This is a genomic window from Mycolicibacterium novocastrense, assembly GCF_001499835.1.
Lineage (GTDB): Bacteria > Actinomycetota > Actinomycetes > Mycobacteriales > Mycobacteriaceae > Mycobacterium > Mycobacterium novocastrense.
On sequence record NZ_LQIH01000006.1, the window covers coordinates 92,297 to 110,050 of the forward strand.

Annotated in this window: 17 protein-coding genes; 8 read left to right on the forward strand and 9 right to left on the reverse strand. The window is 68.6% G+C overall.

What is annotated here, in order from left to right; translation table 11 throughout:
- The first annotated feature begins 41 nt into the window (after window positions 1-41).
- Window positions 42-2,543 (forward strand): alpha/beta hydrolase family protein, encoded by a 2,502-nt coding sequence (locus AU072_RS06735; RefSeq protein ID WP_064413057.1) that lies wholly within the window; start codon window positions 42-44, stop codon window positions 2,541-2,543.
- Here AU072_RS06735 and AU072_RS06740 read toward each other — a convergent pair.
- Complete coding sequence (locus AU072_RS06740; protein ID WP_235629965.1) at window positions 2,540-3,565, reverse strand: phosphodiester glycosidase family protein; 1,026 nt, start codon at window positions 3,563-3,565, stop codon at window positions 2,540-2,542. The two genes, AU072_RS06735 and AU072_RS06740, sit on opposite strands and share 4 nt — an antisense overlap.
- A 223-nt stretch (window positions 3,566-3,788) precedes the next feature.
- Here AU072_RS06740 and AU072_RS06745 point away from each other — a divergent pair, with 223 nt between their 5' ends.
- Entirely contained in the window at window positions 3,789-4,082 is a 294-nt protein-coding gene (locus AU072_RS06745) for a GlsB/YeaQ/YmgE family stress response membrane protein (protein WP_064413059.1), read from the forward strand.
- On the opposite strand, the gene AU072_RS06750 is transcribed toward AU072_RS06745, so the two are convergent.
- Together AU072_RS06750 and AU072_RS06755 are read right to left on the reverse strand one after the other, a co-directional pair.
- Window positions 4,079-5,383 carry a PQQ-dependent sugar dehydrogenase gene (locus tag AU072_RS06750; protein WP_064413060.1) on the reverse strand — a complete coding sequence of 435 codons (1,305 nt, stop codon included), beginning with the start codon at window positions 5,381-5,383 and terminating at the stop codon, window positions 4,079-4,081. The two genes, AU072_RS06745 and AU072_RS06750, sit on opposite strands and share 4 nt — an antisense overlap.
- Complete coding sequence (locus tag AU072_RS06755) at window positions 5,361-6,122, reverse strand: pirin family protein (protein ID WP_064413061.1); 762 nt, start codon at window positions 6,120-6,122, stop codon at window positions 5,361-5,363. Before AU072_RS06755 ends, AU072_RS06750 begins: the two co-directional genes overlap by 23 nt.
- Window positions 6,123-6,189: 67 nt before the next feature.
- Between AU072_RS06755 and AU072_RS06760 the strand changes: the two genes are divergently transcribed.
- The gene (locus tag AU072_RS06760; RefSeq protein WP_064413062.1) at window positions 6,190-6,654 is read left to right on the forward strand and encodes a MarR family winged helix-turn-helix transcriptional regulator; all 465 of its coding nucleotides are present in this window, start codon (window positions 6,190-6,192) and stop codon (window positions 6,652-6,654) included.
- On the opposite strand, the gene AU072_RS06765 is transcribed toward AU072_RS06760, so the two are convergent.
- On the reverse strand, window positions 6,629-7,753 hold the full coding sequence (locus tag AU072_RS06765) for an NDMA-dependent alcohol dehydrogenase (RefSeq protein ID WP_064413063.1): 1,125 nt from the start codon (window positions 7,751-7,753) through the stop codon (window positions 6,629-6,631). The two genes, AU072_RS06760 and AU072_RS06765, sit on opposite strands and share 26 nt — an antisense overlap.
- Window positions 7,754-7,906: 153 nt before the next feature.
- Here AU072_RS06765 and AU072_RS06770 point away from each other — a divergent pair, with 153 nt between their 5' ends.
- Window positions 7,907-8,827 (forward strand): DUF8686 domain-containing protein, encoded by a 921-nt coding sequence (locus AU072_RS06770; RefSeq protein WP_064413064.1) that lies wholly within the window; start codon window positions 7,907-7,909, stop codon window positions 8,825-8,827.
- 1 nt (window position 8,828) lies between these two features.
- Here the strand turns inward: AU072_RS06770 and AU072_RS06775 are convergent, their stop codons facing one another.
- Window positions 8,829-9,851 carry a sigma-70 family RNA polymerase sigma factor gene (locus tag AU072_RS06775; protein WP_064413119.1) on the reverse strand — a complete coding sequence of 341 codons (1,023 nt, stop codon included), beginning with the start codon at window positions 9,849-9,851 and terminating at the stop codon, window positions 8,829-8,831.
- A 16-nt stretch (window positions 9,852-9,867) separates the two neighbouring features.
- On the opposite strand from AU072_RS06775, the gene AU072_RS06780 reads away from it, so the two are divergent.
- Genes AU072_RS06780 through AU072_RS06795 form a run of 4 tightly spaced genes read left to right on the forward strand, consistent with a single transcriptional unit; the run spans window position 9,868 to window position 12,976 of the window.
- Window positions 9,868-10,707: an alpha/beta hydrolase gene (locus AU072_RS06780; RefSeq protein WP_064413065.1), complete on the forward strand. Its 840-nt coding sequence runs from the start codon at window positions 9,868-9,870 to the stop codon at window positions 10,705-10,707.
- 35 nt (window positions 10,708-10,742) lie between these two features.
- On the forward strand, window positions 10,743-11,696 hold the full coding sequence (locus tag AU072_RS06785; protein ID WP_407937589.1) for an alpha/beta hydrolase: 954 nt from the start codon (window positions 10,743-10,745) through the stop codon (window positions 11,694-11,696).
- A gap of 9 nt (window positions 11,697-11,705) precedes the next feature.
- Window positions 11,706-12,482 carry a DUF2786 domain-containing protein gene (locus AU072_RS06790; RefSeq protein ID WP_064413067.1) on the forward strand — a complete coding sequence of 259 codons (777 nt, stop codon included), beginning with the start codon at window positions 11,706-11,708 and terminating at the stop codon, window positions 12,480-12,482.
- Window positions 12,479-12,976: a TIGR04338 family metallohydrolase gene (locus AU072_RS06795; RefSeq protein ID WP_064413068.1), complete on the forward strand. Its 498-nt coding sequence runs from the start codon at window positions 12,479-12,481 to the stop codon at window positions 12,974-12,976. Before AU072_RS06790 ends, AU072_RS06795 begins: the two co-directional genes overlap by 4 nt.
- Here AU072_RS06795 and AU072_RS06800 read toward each other — a convergent pair.
- Genes AU072_RS06800 through mycP form a run of 4 tightly spaced genes read right to left on the reverse strand, consistent with a single transcriptional unit; the run spans window position 12,973 to window position 17,605 of the window.
- On the reverse strand, window positions 12,973-13,302 hold the full coding sequence (locus tag AU072_RS06800) for a YbaB/EbfC family nucleoid-associated protein (protein WP_120270965.1): 330 nt from the start codon (window positions 13,300-13,302) through the stop codon (window positions 12,973-12,975). The two genes, AU072_RS06795 and AU072_RS06800, sit on opposite strands and share 4 nt — an antisense overlap.
- Window positions 13,299-14,831: a PPE domain-containing protein gene (locus tag AU072_RS28760; RefSeq protein WP_064413069.1), complete on the reverse strand. Its 1,533-nt coding sequence runs from the start codon at window positions 14,829-14,831 to the stop codon at window positions 13,299-13,301. Before AU072_RS28760 ends, AU072_RS06800 begins: the two co-directional genes overlap by 4 nt.
- Before the next feature lie 21 nt (window positions 14,832-14,852).
- The gene (gene eccE, locus AU072_RS06810; RefSeq protein WP_064413070.1) at window positions 14,853-16,250 is read right to left on the reverse strand and encodes a type VII secretion protein EccE; all 1,398 of its coding nucleotides are present in this window, start codon (window positions 16,248-16,250) and stop codon (window positions 14,853-14,855) included.
- On the reverse strand, window positions 16,247-17,605 hold the full coding sequence (mycP, locus tag AU072_RS06815; RefSeq protein WP_064413071.1) for a type VII secretion-associated serine protease mycosin: 1,359 nt from the start codon (window positions 17,603-17,605) through the stop codon (window positions 16,247-16,249). Before mycP ends, eccE begins: the two co-directional genes overlap by 4 nt.
- Window positions 17,606-17,754 lie beyond the last annotated feature (149 nt).

The window sequence follows — 17,754 nt, forward strand, 5'->3', positions numbered from 1 at the left end:
CGGTCACGTAAATAGCTGTTTCGTTCGAAAGGACCGGATCAGTGGCTGGCAGACACGGCAAGCATCGCAGGCGCAGCCGGAGCTCCAAGAAGATCACCGCGATAGGTGCCGCCACCGCGACGGCCACCGCGCTCACCATCGGTGCCGCACCCCTGCCCGATCCGGATGACGGCTCGAAAACGGTGGTAGATACCGACGTCAACCTGGCCGCGGCGGTGAATCAGTGGCCCGGGCCGGATGAGATCCCTGACCTCACGTTCGGCCTCGGCCCGGCGGTGTACGACCTCGGTCAGGTGGCCGCCGAGGTGCTGATCCGGCTGGTGGTCGAGAACTTCAACCTGGCCGTGCTCGCGCAGGCGGCCGGCGCCGATCCCGAATCGGTGCTCAACAATCTGCTCGGCGGGGTGTTGGGGGAGATCCCGCCAGGTTTGCTCAAAGACGTGATCGGCGCGATCCCGATCGATGTACTCGGTGTTGCCGGTGCGCTCATCGACCCCCTCGGAATTCTCACCCCCGGCGTCGAAGAACAGCTCAGCGAACTGTTGGCCGACTCGCTCCCAGGAACGCTCAATGGCCTGCTGGGTCTGCTCGGCCTCGACCTCAGCGATCCGTTCAACCTGTCGAACCTGCCCGGCCCGGTCAACGTGATCACCGCGGGCCCGGTGTTCACGGTGCTCAAACTGCTGGGCGTCGACCTCGGCTGGGTGCCGGGCCTACCCAACGCCATCGCCGAAGAGGTCAACAAGACCCCGTACCTCGACGCGGAAGTCAGCCTGAGTTCGGTGCTCGACAAGCTGCCCATTCCGGACCTGCTGCGGGACCTGCTGCCGCCCATCCCCGACATAGACGCCGTCGAGGTCCGGGTCCCCGTGGTCCTGAGCATGGGCCTCGGCGCCTTCTCCGCCGGGGCGGCCTACGAGCGAATCGTCGCCGATCTGGTGAACCAACCGGGCGGAGAGAACGCCGACGAGCATCCGCTCCTGGGCAGCATCACGATTCTCCCGATGATCCTGCTGCGCAATCCCGGACGAGCCAACGGCGGAATGTTCGCCCGCTTCTATCCCCTCTTCGGGCTTGCGGGCATCAAGACGGTCACCCCAGAAACCGAAGCCTCCTACAGCGGGGGTCTGCCGGTGCCCGGCACCGGACTCTCCGTCGGCGGCGCGAACCTCATTCCCATCAAGATCGACGCGACGGTACAGTACGACATGCTGAGCGACTTCGCCGCATGGCCGAACCCGTTCTCGTTGGCCAACAACCTTTTTGCGGGGCTGCTCCCGACCTACATGCTTCGCGGCGTCACACTCGACCCCGAGCAGCTGGCGCAGCTCGACGACCTCGCAGACCGCATCGCAAGCGGCGATCCGCTCGCGGTCAACCTCTATCTCACGCTGCGCTCGGCGACCCTGCCGCTGCTCGAGCCGCTGTATCTGGCCGCGGACGTGCTCAACGTCGTCACGCTCGGAGCGATCGCGCGTTACAACCCGTTCAGCATGGTGGCCAACGCACTGGCCCCGGCGCTGACCAGCCTGGTGAACCTCGGCTACACCGACGTCTACTACAACCCTGAGACGGGTGGGTACGAGCGCACGCTCACCGAGGCCGGCGACCCGACGCCGTTCATGTCGTTCCCGAGCGTCGACTGGGCCCAGGTGCCGGGCGTCATCTTCACCCAGTTGGTCCAGGGCATCTTCAAGGAGTTCTTCAGCGGCAACCCGACCATCGGCACACCGAACGTCCTGACCAGTCTGCTCCGGTTCCTCACCGGCGGATCCCTGTGGGGCACAACGCCTACCAGTGTGTTGACGAACCTTGTCGATGATGCCGTGGAGCAGGCCATCGAGGATGTCGTGCCGGATGCCGCGCAGGAGGAGAGCGAACTTCCGTCGCCGACGGACCTGCCCGATTCCGGTGCGCGGATGCTCAGCCTCGTCACCGACGAGTCGGAGGGCGAGCAGGTGCCCACCGACGAGATCAGCGACGGCGTCGTCGCGGAAGTCGTCGCAGGCGAGCCCGCAGACGACATCGTCGAGAACGAACTGGCGAACCAAACCGTCGCTCAGACGCCTGTGGAGCAGACGATCGTCACGGAAAAGACGACGGTCGAGGACGTGAAGGCCGACGAGGACGGCGACGCCACGGAGAACCAGGCGGAGTCCGCCGGGACGAAGCCCGGTGACACCAAGACCGGCGGCACCGAGACCACCGAGACCAAGACCGCCGAGAGCAAGACGACCGAGACCAGGACCGGAGAAACCAAGACCGGAGAAACCAAGACCGGAGAAACCAAGACCGGCGCCGACAAGGACGCTGACACGTCGAAGACGGGCTACAAGCCGGGCAACAAGTTCAGCCCCAACACCGGCGCCAAGTCCGGCCCCAAGCACGCCAAGCCCGACAACGGCGAGCCGGTCCGGGCGATACAAGGATCGTCACCGCGACATGCCAAACCGGACAACGACTCCCCGGCCGCCGGCACCACCGGCGCCGGCGACGCCGGCAGCGGAACGTCCGGCGAAGGGTCCGCCAGCGCCGCGGCCTAGTTGAACGCGAGCCAGCTCGGCAATCCGCGTTCGCGCGAATCGCACAGCACCTGCCGGGTGTCACACGATCCGCGGGGCACGCCCGCGCCGGTCCACATGCCGCCGGTGTCGCGACGCAGCACGATCGACGACGAACCGCCCCCGTCGAGCAGGATCGCGGTGTCACTACCCAACCCGCGGAACAGGTCCTGGATCTGGTCAGGGGTGTAGCTCCCGCCCTGGAAGACGTACATCTCGTCCTTGTCCTTGGCGTAAGCCAGTGCGGTGCGCGCCGCGCTCGGCCCGCCGTCGTTGAGCTGACCCGTGTCGCCGGGCGCGAGCAGGCCGATACCGGCGACCGCGACGAACCGCACACCCTCGTCCACCAGGCGCTGCACCACCGGTGACGCGGCGTCGTAATCGTCGGGGCCGGCAGGCGGCACCACGTACGGCGCTCCGCCCACCGGAATAATCATGGTGGACAACGCTTTCCAGTGTTCGTTGCCGCCGGACAACCCCTGCTTACCCGCATAGGGCACGGTGCCGGTCACCGCGACGTTCGCTCTGCCCTGGCCGCGGGTGTTGTCGACGTAGGCGCCCAACGGTGAACTGCATCCGGTCGACTTCCACGAACCGCCTCGCTGGCCGCGTACATCGAAGAAGTTGGCGTTGATCGCGATAGTCGGCTGCCCGAGCGCCTGCCAGGCCTGCAGTGGAGTGAAGATCTCCGACGCCTGCACCAACCCCTCCCCGGTGCGGGCGCGCGGATCGCGTTCACAACGCGCTTGATAGCCCCTATGTGAGTCGACGAGCAGACGCGGCGCGAGCCGCGTGGACGCCGCCTTGATGATCATCAGACGCCCGCCGCTGGTGGTCTCGTACCAGCCGCCGCCCGCGTTGAGCATCGGAGCGGGATGGCCACCGCCGAAGTTGTAGACGAGGTAGGACCCTCGGGTGTTGGCGATGGCGTTGGCGAGCATCTCCCGGGCGCCGGCCGCGTTCGCGGCGGGCGCACCCCCGGTCGTCGACAACGCCGCGCACATCAACAGCGCCGCGGCCGATGCCGCGAAACGCCGGATGTTTGCTGATCGTGCCGACACGTGAGTCTCCCAACTTCGACGATGAAACGGTGACATCATCAATCTCACCGTGAACACCGTCTACTTGCGTCACAGCGGCATCACGATCGCGTCTCATCCTTCGTGGCGCGTGAAAACGGGGTTAACGGGTAACCCGGCAGCGACAGACAACAGACAGGGAGCAGAAATGATCGGAACCATCCTCAGCGCACTGGTCGTCGGTCTGATCGTGGGCGCGCTCGCGCGGCTCATCATGCCGGGCAAGCAGAACATCGGCGTGATCATGACGATCGTTCTGGGCGCCCTCGGCTCATTCATCGGGTCCTGGCTGACCTACCAGCTCGGATACTCCAATTCCAATGGCGGCTGGGAGGTCATCCCGTTCCTCGTGGGCATCATCGTGGCGATCGTGTTGATCGCGATCTACGTCGGCATCACCGGCCGGCGCTCGGGGACCACCCGCGGCACCGCGGTCCGCTAACGCCCCGGAGGGGCCAACCGGTAGACCGCGTCGGCGTAATCGTCGGTGACGTACACCGCGCCGTCGGGCCCGACCACCGCGGCGACCGGACGGCCCCATCGCGAGCCCTCTTCGGACTGGAACCCGCCGACCAGCGTCTGCTTGTCGGCGAGTTCTCCGTTGTTCCAGCCGAAGAATGCCACCTCGGGCGCGTACGGCGGCTCCCGGTTCCACGACCCGTGCACCCCGACGAGGGCGCCGCTGGAATACGGGGCCGGTAACGCGCCGTCGGTGAAGCTCATCCCCAGCGGGGCGGCGTGCGCGCCGAGGCTCTGCTCGATGGGCGGCAGGGCCGCACAGTCGAGGCGGCTGCCGTCGGCGTTGGTCTGCACGTCGCGGATCAACGGCAGGCGCGCCGGCCCGCCGTCGGGATTGCAGAAGGGCCAGCCCAGTTCGCGGCCAGGCGTCAACCGCGCCACCGATTCGGGCGGATGCAGGCTGACGTATTCCTGGCGGACCTCCCCGGTCTGCGGATCGGCGACGTTGTCGCGGTTGTTGACCGCGGTCCACACCGCCCCGTCCGGCGCGACCGCCAGGCCGGTCCCGTTGCGCACGCCGGTCGCGAACGGTTCGGCGGGGCCGCCTCCGGGCGGGACCCGCATGATGGTGGCGCGCGGTGGATCGGCGTCGCGATCGGCGGCCGTGATGTTGCCGGTCGAGCCGATCGAGAAGTAGACGCTGCCGTCGGGGCCGATCGCGACGGATTTGAGCGCGTGGGCGTATGCGCCCTGCAGGTCCGCACTCTGCGCGTCGGGCAGGTTCGGAGCGATCGTGCGCGGATCGGTCGCCGTGCCTTCGGCGTAGGTGTAGGCATCGACCTGGTCGCTTTCGGCGACGTAGAGCGTGTCGCCCGCGAATGCCAGCCCGTGCGGCTGGTCGAGTCCGGCGAGCATCCTCGACTGGCGAGGTCGCGCATCGGTGGGCGCCAGCCGCAGCACCTCGCCCGTGCTCGGCTGCGACACCAGCAGCGCGCCGTCGGGCGCCCACGCGGCCAGCCTCGCCTTCGGGACGCGCGCCCACACCGACATCGACCACCCGGCGGGGACAAGCGCCTGGCGTGGCTCGTCGAACGGCGCCTGCGCCAGGGCCGGGTCGACGGCGACGGTCACCGGGGCCAAGCCCTGTGTCGCTTCCGCGGTGGCCGGGGGTTCACTCGGGGATGGGTCCGGCGCCGGCGCGCTCCCGGGATCCGACGCGCAGCCCGTCGCCACCATCGCGCTGGCAATGCAGGCAATCGCGTTACGCCGCAGCCAGACTCGCATGCATCTCCCAGACCAGGATCTCGGCGGACGTGGTGGCCGTGACCCGCTGGCCACCGGTACCCGTGAAGCGAACGGCGTCGCCCTCACCCAAGGCGCCCGCGCCCTCGAGCGTGACCTCGCCGCGGGGCACGAACAGGTGCAGATACGGGGCGTGCGGCAGTTCGACGCTGTCGCCGGCCCGCATACGCGCGCCGTGCAGGGCGGCATAGGAGTTGCGGATGAAGATCGCGGTCTGGTCGCGGTGCTCGGGCATACCGCTGGCGATCGTGATCAGGCCGCCACGCAGCAGTTCGTCATCGATTTCGAGTTGCTGGTAGCCGGGGTCGATCCCCGCTTCGTCGGGCACGACCCACATCTGGACGAAATGCACCGGCTCGCTATGGGTTTCGGCGCCCGTCAGGGTCCACGAGTCGTTCTTCTCCGAGTGCAGGATGCCGCGGCCGGCCGACATCCGTTGTGCCAGGCCGGGATAGATCACGCCGGAGTGTCCGGTGGAGTCCTGGTGCACCAGCGATCCGCGCAACACCCAGGTGACGATCTCCATGTCCCGGTGCGGATGGGTGTCGAATCCGGCACCCGGTTTCACGATGTCGTCGTTGTTGACGAGTAGCAGGCCGTGATGGGTGTTCTCCGGCTCGTAGTGGCTGCCGAAGGAGAACGAATGCTTGGAGTCCAGCCAGGAGATCGTGGTCTTCGCGCGGTCGTCCGCGCGGCGGATGTCGACGGTGGGGGCGGTCATGGCTTACCTCTCGCTCGGCGCCCAGCCTAGGTGGGGCTACTGGACGCGACAACATGAATGATGTGTCATGTATTCCGTGTGGCTGACGAGGCGCGAACAAGAGGTCTGGCGGAAGTACCTGACGGTCACGAGCCGATTGCAGACCGCCATGCACCGGCAACTGCAACGCGACTGTGAACTGTCGCTGGCGGATTACGAGGTCCTCGTCGCGCTCAACGAACGCGGACCGCAGCGCATGAACGACCTGGCCGAGGTGCTCGGGTGGGAGCAGAGCAGGCTCTCACACCAGCTGCGACGGATGCGCGGGCGCGCACTGCTCGAGCGGCATGGCAGCGACGACGACCGGCGCGGCGCCAGCGTCTCGATCACCGACGGTGGGCTCACCGCGCTCGAGCGGGCCGCACCCGGACACGCAGAACTCGTACGCAGCACGGTGTTCGAGGGGTTGACACCACAACAGATGCGGGCGTTCGACGAGGTGCTGGCGGCGGTGCTGGACCGCCTGGTTACCAGTCCGCCTCGTCGTAGGTGACGACGCCGCGGATGTTTCTGCCGTCGAGCATGTCCGCATAGCCGGAGTTGATGTCCTCGAGGCGGTAGGTCCTGGTGACCATGTCGTCGATGTTCAGCAGGCCCGACTTGTACAGGCCGACCAGCTTCGGGGTCTCGATGTGCGAGCTGCCGCCGCCGAAGATGTTGCCCTTCAACGTCTTCTGCAACATCGTGAACAGGAACAGGTTGAGTTTGACGTCGACGTCCATCATCGAGCCCATGCCCGTCACGACGCAGGTGCCGGTCTTGGTGGTCAGCGTCAGGGCCTCTTCGATGTACTCGCCTTTCATGTCCCCGACGGCGATGATCGTCTTGTCGGCCATGACGCCGTGGGTGAGGTCGATGACGGGCGCGATCGCCTCGGCCATCGAGGGGTAGACGTGCGTGGCGCCGAACTTGATCGCCTGTTCGCGCTTCCACTCGTTCGGGTCGATTGCGACGACGTTGCGGGCGCCGGCGATCACCGCGCCCTGCAGTGCGCTCATGCCGATGCCGCCGACTCCGACGATCACGACGGTCTCGCCGGGCTTCACCTCGGCGACGTTGGTGGCCGACCCGAAGCCCGTCGGCACCGCGCAACCCAGCAGGGCCGCCGACTCGAACGGAATGTCCTTGTCGATCTTGACGACGGAATCCTTGTGCACGGTCATGTAGGGCGCGAACGTGCCGAGCAGGTTCATCGGCGAAACCTCGGTGCTGCCGGCATGCACGCGGGACGTGCCGTCGGCGATCGCCTTGCCCCCGAGCAGTACCGCGCCCCGGTCGCACAGCGAGCGGTAGCCCTTGAGGCATGGTGCGCATTCGCCGCACGCCGGGATGAACGCCAGGATGACGTGGTCGCCCTCCTCGAACCCGGTCACGTTCTTACCGACCTTGGTGATGACGCCGGCGCCCTCGTGCCCGCCGAGCGCGGGCAGGCCGATCGGGGTGGCGCCGGTGGTTAGGTGATAGTCCGAATGACACATGCCCGCGGCGTGCAGGCGGATCTGAACCTCGTCGGCGACAGGGTCACCGATCTCGATCTCGTCGATGCGGAACGGCGAGTTCAGTTCCCACAGCAGCGCGCCCTTGGTCTTCATGGCCGCTGACTATAGAACACGTTCCAGAACAGGTGCCAACTCCATCGTGAACTGCGCAGATGGGGGCTTCGGCCCGTCACCGGGACAGCTGTCGCCGGGCAACACGCGCGTCGAGCGCATCTCGGGCGTCCCCGTCGTAATACGCTGCCCGCGATGAGCACACCTTCGCCGCGATGGCGCGCTGTGCGAGCGATTGCCGTCTTCGCTGTGGCGTTGGTGCTGCTGATGGCGGGCAACCTCGCGCTGTATGCATCCAGCAGGCACTGGGCCGAGGACGGTCTGCAGCTCGGCGACTTCGACAAGCCCGACCGGATCGACCTCACCGTGTGGGTGAATCGGGTCGACACCGAAACGACGACCGTGGCGGCGACGATCACCGACATCGAGGCCAACGGGAAGTACGCCGATGCGGACGGTCATCTGCGCATGGACACCAAGCTGCTGAGCAACTCCTTCACCAACCCCACGGTCAACCTGCCGAGTGGAGAGAGCGTGCCCGTCATCGAGCAGAAGTTCGGGATGGTGGGGATTCCGACCGACTACCCCTTCGATCGCTACAGCGCCTTCCTCGGACTCAACATCGCGGCCGACGACGACACCGCGCTGCCCACGACGCTCACCGTGTTCAACAACGACTCGTTCTTCCGCGTCGGGCTGGCACCCGACCCGGACGTCGAGGGCGACAGCGTCGACGCGGATCTCTTCCTGCACCGCAGCACCCCGACGATGGTGTTCGCCATATTCGTGATGGTCCTCATGCTCGGGCTGGCCGCGGCGGCCGTCACGGCCTCCTATTACGCGCTGCGGTGGCGCAGAGGCCTTGTGCTGCCGGCCTGCTCGATGATGGCCGCGATCCTGTTCGCACTGATCCCACTTCGCAACGCCGTGCCCGGCGGCCCGCCGATCGGCTCACTCATCGACTTCGCGGCGTTCTTCATCGCCGAGGGCGTCATCTCGATCGCGTTGATCACCAGCGTCGTGCTCGGCTACCGACACGACATCGCATACGAGCGGGCCGAAGCGGCCAAGGCGGGCCTGAGCATCGACGAATTCGCGCTGGGCCGCAAACCGTAGATCAGACGGTGTCGGCCAGCCCGTACGGGGCGAAGGTCGTGGCGTGGAATGCCACGACATGGGCGATGCCGCTCTCAGTCACGTCGAGCACGTGCAGCTGGAAAGCCTCGTGCAGCCCGGTCTCCCGGTTGAGCATGTACAACGCCGCGGCGGGCTGGCCGTTGGCCGTGGTCGGGATGAACCGCATATCGCCGGGACCCTCGGCCGGGCAGTGCGTCTTCGACAGAGTCACGATGTTCTCCGGGCCCTGGTACCAGCCGTCGAACGGCGGCATCTCCCACACGGCATCCGCGGTGAACAACTCGACCAGCTTGTCGATGTCGTAGCTCTCGAACGCGGCGATGTAGCGCGTCAGCAGGTCCTGGGCCTCCGGGGACTCCGGTGGGCGCAGTTCGTCGTCCTCACTCGGGCCGATGGCGTCCAGCTGCGCGCGCGCCCGTTGCAACAGGCTGTTCACCGCCGCCGTCGACGCGCCGACCGCATCGGCGACCTCCGAGGCTTTCCACTGCAGCACGTCGCGCATCACCAGAACGGCGCGCTGCCGCGGTGAAAGGTGCTGAAGTGCCGCGACGAACGCCAGCCGAACCGATTCGCGAGAGCCCACGATGACCGAGGGGTCAGCCGGGTCAACCGCTTGATCGGGCAGCGGTTCGAGCCACGGCACCTCCTCCCGCGCGACGATGTCGTCGAGCGGATCCGAACTCGGGGCTCCGAGACCCGTCGGCAGCGGCCTGCGCTGCCTGCTCTCCAGCGCCGTCAGGCAGGTGTTGGTGGCGATCCGGTACAGCCACGTGCGCACCGACGATTTGCCTTCGAAGCCTTTGTACGACTTCCACGCCCGCAGATAGGTTTCCTGCACCAGATCCTCGGCGTCGTGCAGGGAACCGGTCATCCGGTAGCAGTGTGCGAGCAGTTCACGGCGATACCGCTGGGCATCGGCCAGGAAGGCATCCTCGGCGCTGCTGTCGTCCACATCGTGGGCCAGGACCGTCACGCCGCCGAGCTTAATCAGTGGGTCCGACACCGGATAGTCTCCCTGCGTGGCCACGAACCGCAGCGAACACAGCTTCGACGGTATCGGCGGTGTGCGCATCGTCTACGACGTCTGGACTCCCGAGGGGGATCCGCGCGGCGCGGTCGTGCTGTGCCACGGATACGCCGAGCACGCCCGCCGGTACGACCACGTCGCGCAGCGGTTCGGCGACGCCGGCCTGCTCACCTACGCGCTCGACCTGCGCGGCCACGGCCGCTCCGGTGGCAAACGGGTTCGTCTGCGCAACATCGGCGAGTACACCGGCGACTTCGGAACCCTGGTGAGGATCGCCGCCGACGAGCATCCCCGGCTGCCGCGCATCGTCCTCGGCCACAGCATGGGCGGCGGCGTCGTCTTCACCTACGGCGTCGAGCACCCCGACGACTACACCGCGATGGTGCTGTCGGGGCCGGCCATCTACGCCCAGGACGGGGTGTCGCCGGTGATGATCACGGTCGCCAAGGTCCTCGGCGGCCTCCTGCCCGGGCTGCCCGTCGAGCAACTGCCCACCGAAGCGGTGTCGCGGGACCCCGACGTGGTGGCCGCCTACATGGCCGACCCGATGGTGCACCACGGCAAGCTCCCCGCCGGGGTCGCCAAGGCGCTGATCAAGGTCGGCGAGACGATGCCGCAACGAGCGTCCGCGCTATCCGCGCCGCTGCTGGTGGTACACGGTGAGCAGGACAAGCTGATCCCCGTCGCCGGCAGCCGCCACCTGTTGTCGTGTGTCGCATCGACCGACGCGCACCTGAAGGTCTATCCCGGGCTCTACCACGAGGTGTTCAACGAGCCCGAGCGTGACCTCGTGCTCGACGACGTCACCTCGTGGATCGAGGCCAAGCTTTGAAAGCGGTTGTCGCCGGGGCGGTTTCACTGATTGTCGTGCTGTCGGCATGTTCGACGTCGGGCGATGTGCAATGGGTCGACGAGAACGTCACCTTCACCGCCGACGGGTTGACCGTCCACGGCACTTATCGGCACGAGACCGGCGAGGCGGCGGGGCCCGCCGCGCTGCTGATCTCCGAGAGCGGTGCCACCGACCGCAACGGCGACAACCAGGTCGCCGGGCCGGTCGGCAACATGCGACAACTGGCCGAACTGCTGTCGGACCGCGACGTGGCCAGCCTGCGGTACGACAAGGTGGGCACCGGCCAGACCGGCCTCGGCCCCTACGCCCAACGCCCCACCGAGGTGGTCAGCTCGGTGTACACCACGGGCGCGAAAGCCGCGGTGCGCTACCTGGCCGACCAGCCGAGCACCGACGACTCCCGCATCTCCGTCTACGCGGTGGGCGAAGGCACCATCCACGCGCTGACACTGGCCGGCGACACCGACGCCGAGGCCCCGAAGATCCACGCGCTGGGCCTTCTTCAGCCCCTGCCCGGACGCTATCTCGACATCATCACCAACCGGGTGCGCGCCAACGCCGCTCCCGAGGCGCTGTCCGCGTGGCTGGCGGCCGTCGAGCAGGTCCGTACCACGGGGACGGTGCCCGCGAACCTGCCCGAGGGCCTCGGCGCGATGCTGAACCCGGGCAATGTCAACGCCGTCGTCGAAGCCGACAAGATCGACCCGCTGAGGTTGGCGGCCGAGGTGCCCGCAGGCACGAAGGTCCTGCTGACCTGTTCGGACTCCGACGCGCAGGCGTCGTGCGACTCGATCAGGCCCCTGGCCGACGCACTGCGGCACACCGCGCTGACGGTCGTCGAACTCGAGGGTGTCAACCACGTGCTGCGCGACGACCCGAGCGACAACGTCGCCAACTACGCCTCCCAAGACCCGCTTTCTCCACAGGTTGTCGAAGCCCTAGACCGCTTCGTCGCCGAGCAGACCTAACCTGGCGCCATGAGCGACGACAAGATGCTGGCCCGCATCGCCGCCCTACTCCGGCAGGCCGAGGGCACCGACAACCCGCATGAGGCGGATGCGTTCATGGCCGCGGCGCAGCGGTTGGCCACGGCCACCTCCATCGATCTGGCCGTCGCCCGGTCGCACTCCGATCAGCGCACCAAGGCGCAGATGCCGGTGCAGCGCACGATCACGATCGGCAACGCCGGCAGCCGAGGGCTGCGCACGTATGTGCAGTTGTTCACCGTGATCGCACACGCCAACGACGTCAAATGCGACGTCGCGTCGAACTCGACGTTCGTCTACGCCTACGGCTTTCCCGAGGACATCGATGCCAGCCATGCGCTCTACGCCAGCCTGGTCACGCAGATGGTCAGGGCCTCGCAGGCCTACATCGAATCGGGCGCTCACCGCCCCACGCCCACCATCACGGCGCGGATCAACTTCCAGTTGGCGTTCGGCGCCCGCATCGGCCAGCGGCTGGTCGAGGCGCGTGAGGAGGCACGCCGCGAGGCCACCAACAGCCGCGACAGCCAGCCGGGCACCGCGATCGCGTTGCGCGACAAGGACCTCGAGCTGCGCGACTTCTACCGTGAGACGTCGGAGGCCCGGGGGACGTGGCGGGCGACCAGCGCGACGGCCGGCTACTCCTCGGCCGCCCGCCGCGCGGGTGACCGCGCGGGCCGCAAGGCCAGGCTGGGGCCCAGCCCCGAACTCGCGAGTGCCCGTTCGGCGTTGCCTGGCAACTGGCGCCGCCCCTCCGGGGAGACGTGACGCCGCGCGACACTCAACGGGCGAAGGTGTACGCCGCCGAGGAGTTCGTCCGGACGTTGTTCGACAGGGCCGCCGAGCACGGCAACCGTGTCATCGACTTCTTCGGGACTTCGTTGACGCTGCCGCCCGAGGCGCGGTTCGCCTCGGTGGAGTCGGTGCAGCGATACGTCGACAACGTGCTGGCGCTGCCCGCCGTGCGGGGACGGTGGCCACGGGTGGCTCCGCTGGGTGTGCGGCCCAGGCGCGGAGCCGGCGCCGCCCACTACGAGGTCGACGACGACGGCGGTGCGGTCATCGCGGTGCCCGAGGTCCAGACCCGTTGGGCGCTGCGCGAATTGGTGGTGCTGCACGAGATCGCACACCACCTGTGTGAGGTGGCGCCGCCGCACGGGCCGGGATTCGTGGCCACCTTCTGTGAGCTCGCCGACACGGTGATGGGTCCGGAGGTGGCCCACGTGCTCCGCGTGGTGTACGCCAAAGAGGGTGTGCGCTAGCGGTTTTGATCGGTGATGTCGGCGACGGCGGCGTCGATGCGGTCCCGGTCGGCATCCAGCGACGCGCCGGCCGCGGCCGTCGCCTCGCTCAGCGCCTCGTTGAGCCGCTTCTGGACCTCCTCGACTCCCAGACCCAGCAGGCCGTCCTCGATGACCACGCCCGTCACGTTGTGATGACCGTCCAGCGTCACCCGCACCGTCTCGGATTCATCTGTGCCCGTGAAGGTTTGCGAGTTCATCCGGTGCAGCTGATCGTCCATGAGCGACTGCAACTGCCGCGCCTGCTGCAGCACGGCGGCGACGTCGGGATGCATCTCCTCGGTCACGTGCCGTCTCGACTCTCGCGGTCCGCCCTGCGCCTGCGGTTGCCGACCACCGCCTCGGTCCACGGCCGGTCCTCGGTGTAGAGATCTTCATCGGGAGCCAGCCGGGGATCGCGCCGCTTCTCCTTCCCCTGCTGGGCGCCCGCACCGTGCGCCATCGGCGCCATACCGCCGGCCATCGCCGTACCCGCGCGGGCGTCCGTCGAGGATCCCGGTGCGGCGCCCGCCGCGCCCGGCCCGGTCGGTGCGGGCGCGACCGTCTCCGCGGTCACCGGTGCCGACATCGGCGTCGCCGGCCTCCCACCGCCTCCAGCACCACTGCCGCCTCTCCCGCCGCCCGCTCCGGCACCGCCGAGCGCGGCGGGGCGTACCCGCGGATCGGTCGCCGACGTCCGGCCGACCGCCGCACCCCCACCCGGGGTACCGCTGCCCGCCGACGGCGCACCACCGCCCGACGAAGCACCACCGCCGGTGGGAGCGCCACCGCCCGACGGTGCACCACCACCCGACGGTGCACCACCTCCGGCCGGGGCGGCATCGGAGCGCGTCGCGCCATCGGCCCCCTCCGGCGATGCCCCGTACGACGGCAGCTCACCGCCGGGCTGCGCGCCGGTACCGCCGGGACCGCCGACGACGGCGGAGCCGGCGGTGTCCGGGCTGGACGGCATCGCGGGTCGGACGGGTGAGAAGGTCGCGTCGGCCGCATAGTCCTGGCGTACCTCGTCGGACCGGTGCTGCAGCTCAGCCAACCGCTGCTGGATCTGCGCCATCTCACGAGAGGTCGCGACGGAGTTACCCACAGTCGTCCGCGCCGCGAGCTCGCGCAACTGCGTCTCCAGCGCCACATACTCGGTGTGGATGCCGGCATGCTCGGCCTTCGCGGTGTCGTGTGCGGCAACGATTTTGGCGGCCGCCTCCGCGAGATCGTGCCACCCCTCGGCCAGTTGTTGAAGCCAACCGCCGAACTCGGCCATCCGGGCGTACGCGGCGTCGGCGGCCCGGCCCTCCCAGTCGCCGCTGGGCGGCCGCGGCGCGTTGTCGGCGACCCGGGTGCTGGCCAGGCCCCACTGCAGCATGGCCATTTTCAGCGACGCACCGTTGTCCCCCGCGACCAGGTCGGCCTGCGTCTTGTGCACGTCGCTGTAGCCGGCCGCATCGAGGGGCCGCGGTGCGCCGACCGGATGAGGAAGTGCTGGCGGTGGTGTCGCCGGGGCGGGCACCGCGATCGCTTCGATTGCCGCCTGGCGAGAAGGGTTCTCGATGGCTTGGCCACAGGTCTCGTCGACCTCGGTGTAGGCGTCGGCGGCGATCTGCAGCATCTCGGCGATCCGTTGATTCTCGGCCTCGGCCCACCGCTGAAACTCGAGCAGCGACTGCGCATTCGCGTTCAGATTGGCGACCGCGGCCGCCGAGGACGGCAGCGCATCCGGCGGCACCACCGCTTCGGCGACGGGGTTGTGCCACTGCGTCCCGCGCATCTCTGCGGCCAGCTTGGTGAGCTCCGCCGGTTCGACCCGCTGGATCTCGCCCATCGCTACCCCTGCGCCCGCATGTCAGCCCTCGAGGACCATCTGATAGCGGCTCTCCTCGCGCGGATTGATCAGCCGTATCGGTAGTTGACGATGACGGGGAGTCTCGATGTAGTTGGTGCGCAACGTAACCCGGCCGATACCCGGATGCGGGCTCAGGTACGTGGTCGCATGCGGCCACGCCACCTTCACCTCGCGCCCGATCCTGGCGTTGACGTATCCGGCGAACTCGGTGAACTGCGGCGTCAGGGTGACGACGGCACCGGCGGCGGCGGACCGGACGATGAACTGGGTGAACAGTCGGGAGTCGCCGAGGTTGATGCTCGCGTCGACGTCGTCGAACGGCATGTAGACGGGGTAGCGGTCGGCGGTCTCCCCGACCAGCACCCCCGCCGAGCCGATCGGCAGTTCGTAGTGGCGGTCGCCGACCGGGCTGATGCCGTGCAGGGCCGCCCGCTGCCCGCCGAACAGACACGAAAAGCCGCGCGGTGTAGCCGGATTGGCCAACGTGGTCAGCAGCACTGTTGAGCGGGGGGCCTCACCTGGCCGGATGCGGACCCTGGTGATCGTGTGGTCGGCGCGCGCCGACCACCACACGTCCGGCCCGCCCGGCGCGGTGTAGGCCGCGGTGAACGTGCTGCGGCCCTTGATCGCCGACCACGTCTCGCGCTCGTAACTGATCTCGGTGGCCCGGTCGAGATCGTCGAAACTGCGCGCGGGGCGGGCGTCGATTCCGTTGCCCGCCAACTGATCCGCGATCCGTGTCGCCGAAGCCACCAGGTATCGCGCCAGCCCGGCGACCCCGGACTCGCGGCGCTGCGACGATTTACGGGTGGACTCCGGATCGGCGCGCAACACGATCCAGGTGCGCCGGTTCGCAGGAGCCGGATACGGCCCGACGACCTGTTCGTAAAGCGAAATCAGCGTGGCGGGAGCGGTTTTGCCCACGCGATACCCCGATGACACCACGTCGGCCTCGAGGTCGGGGCAGTGCGCGGCGACGAGTTGTTCGACGAGCCGGGTGTCGACGACGTCGTCGGTGAACGCGGCCCCGTTGACGATCACCGTCGGGGTGAACGGACGCGGCACCAGCTCGACGGCCGCCACCAGGTGCTCGTCCTGCCAGCGCACGGCGACGTGATCGCCCGGCATCACGGTGGCGCCCACCGCGGGTTCCGACGGCTGCTGCGGAACGTCGCGATGCCTGCGCCGCCACGCGAACACCGCGGCCACCCAACCGGTGATCCGCAACCCGCGGATGGTCACCACCGAGCCCAGCCCGATCAGCACGGCGATCGTGATCCCGAGCCACAGCAAGTTCAGTTCGGCGAACACCAGGATGGTCGCGGGGATCAACGCCGCCGCCCAGATCGCGTGGCCCGTCGTGAAACGCAGGCCGAACATGCCGAGAATCCTGGTCATCGGCGCCTCAGTGCGCGGCGGGCCAGCGCGCCGAGCCCGAGCGCGGCCGCGAGCCCCGCTCCGGCGACGACCACGGCGGTGATCGGCCCGCGGTCCGGCGGCGGGGTGAACACCGGGGGCGGCACCTCCTTGACGCGGTACTGCACCCGCTCCGGGCCGGCGGGCACGTCCCACGTCAACGCGGCGACCGGGTCGACGGCCCCCGCACCGACATAGTTGTCGACACCACCGCCCGGATGACGCGCCGTCGCGGTGATCCGGTTCATGATCTGGGCCGGCGTGAGCGCGGGGAAGCGCTGCTTGAGCAGCGCCGCCAGTCCGGAGACATAGGCCGCGGCGAACGACGTTCCGCTGATGGGGATCGGGCCGTCCTGGCCCTGCAGCGCGTTGACCGGATTGCCGTCGTAGCCGAGCGCGACGAGGTTCTCGGCAGGCGCCGCGGCGCCCAACCACGGACCCGACATCGAGAACGTGCTCGGCTGGCCGTTCTGGGCGATCCCGCCGACCGTCAGCACCAGCGGTGAATACCAGGCCGGGCTGACGATCGTCTGCACCTGCTTCCAACCGCGCGGATCGGTCGGCACCGCGGGATCGGCGGGCGGGTTCTGCGCGCAATCCTGGCCGGTGTTGCCTGCGGCGACGATGATGACGGCGCCCTTGACGTTGACCGCGTAGTTGATCGCGGCACCCAGGCTGGTCTCGTTGATAGGGCGGGTGATCTTGTAGCAGGCCGCCTCGCTGATGTTGATGACCTGAGCGCCGAGATTGGCTGCGTGCACCACCGCGCGCGCGAGGCTGCGCAGCGATCCGGCGGTCTGCGTGGCGTTCGGGTCGTTGGGGTCCTGGCGTGTGCCCACCGTCTGGAACGCCTCGGAGGTCTGCCGCAGCGACAGGATGCGGGCGTCGGGCGCGACGCCGACGAAGCCGTCGTTCGGGGCGGGACGTCCGGCGATGATCGACGCGGTCAACGTGCCGTGCGCGTCGCAGTCCGACATACCGTTGCCGGCCTGGTCGACGAAGTCTCCGCCCGGTTCGGCGGGCACCCGCGGTGAGCCGACGACACCGGTGTCGATCACCGCGACGGTCACGCCCGCGCCCGTTGCGAACTTCTGCGCCTCGGACAACCGCAGGTAGTCGTTCGCCCACGGACGGTCGGCGAAGTTCGCATTGGGAAACACCGTGGGCGCCGAACAGACCCGGCGCTGCTCCATCGGCTGATCGGGCCCGGTCTCATCCGGCGGCACCGCAGCGGGATCGATCGTCGGCGGCTCGATCGCCGTCGCCGGAGGGGCGGCGATCACTGTGAGCAGCAGCACCGCGGTCAGCACGCTCACGCGTCCGAAAAAGCGCCGCACGCGCTACCCACCTCCCCGGCGGCCGGACTGGTCGGCGGTGTGCTGGAACACCGGCAGCAAACTCAGTTTGGCCCATTGCGCAGGGCAAACGCTCACGTCACGCCGATGGGCCGATTGCACGCAGCCAATCTTAAGGGGCCGCTCGGGGG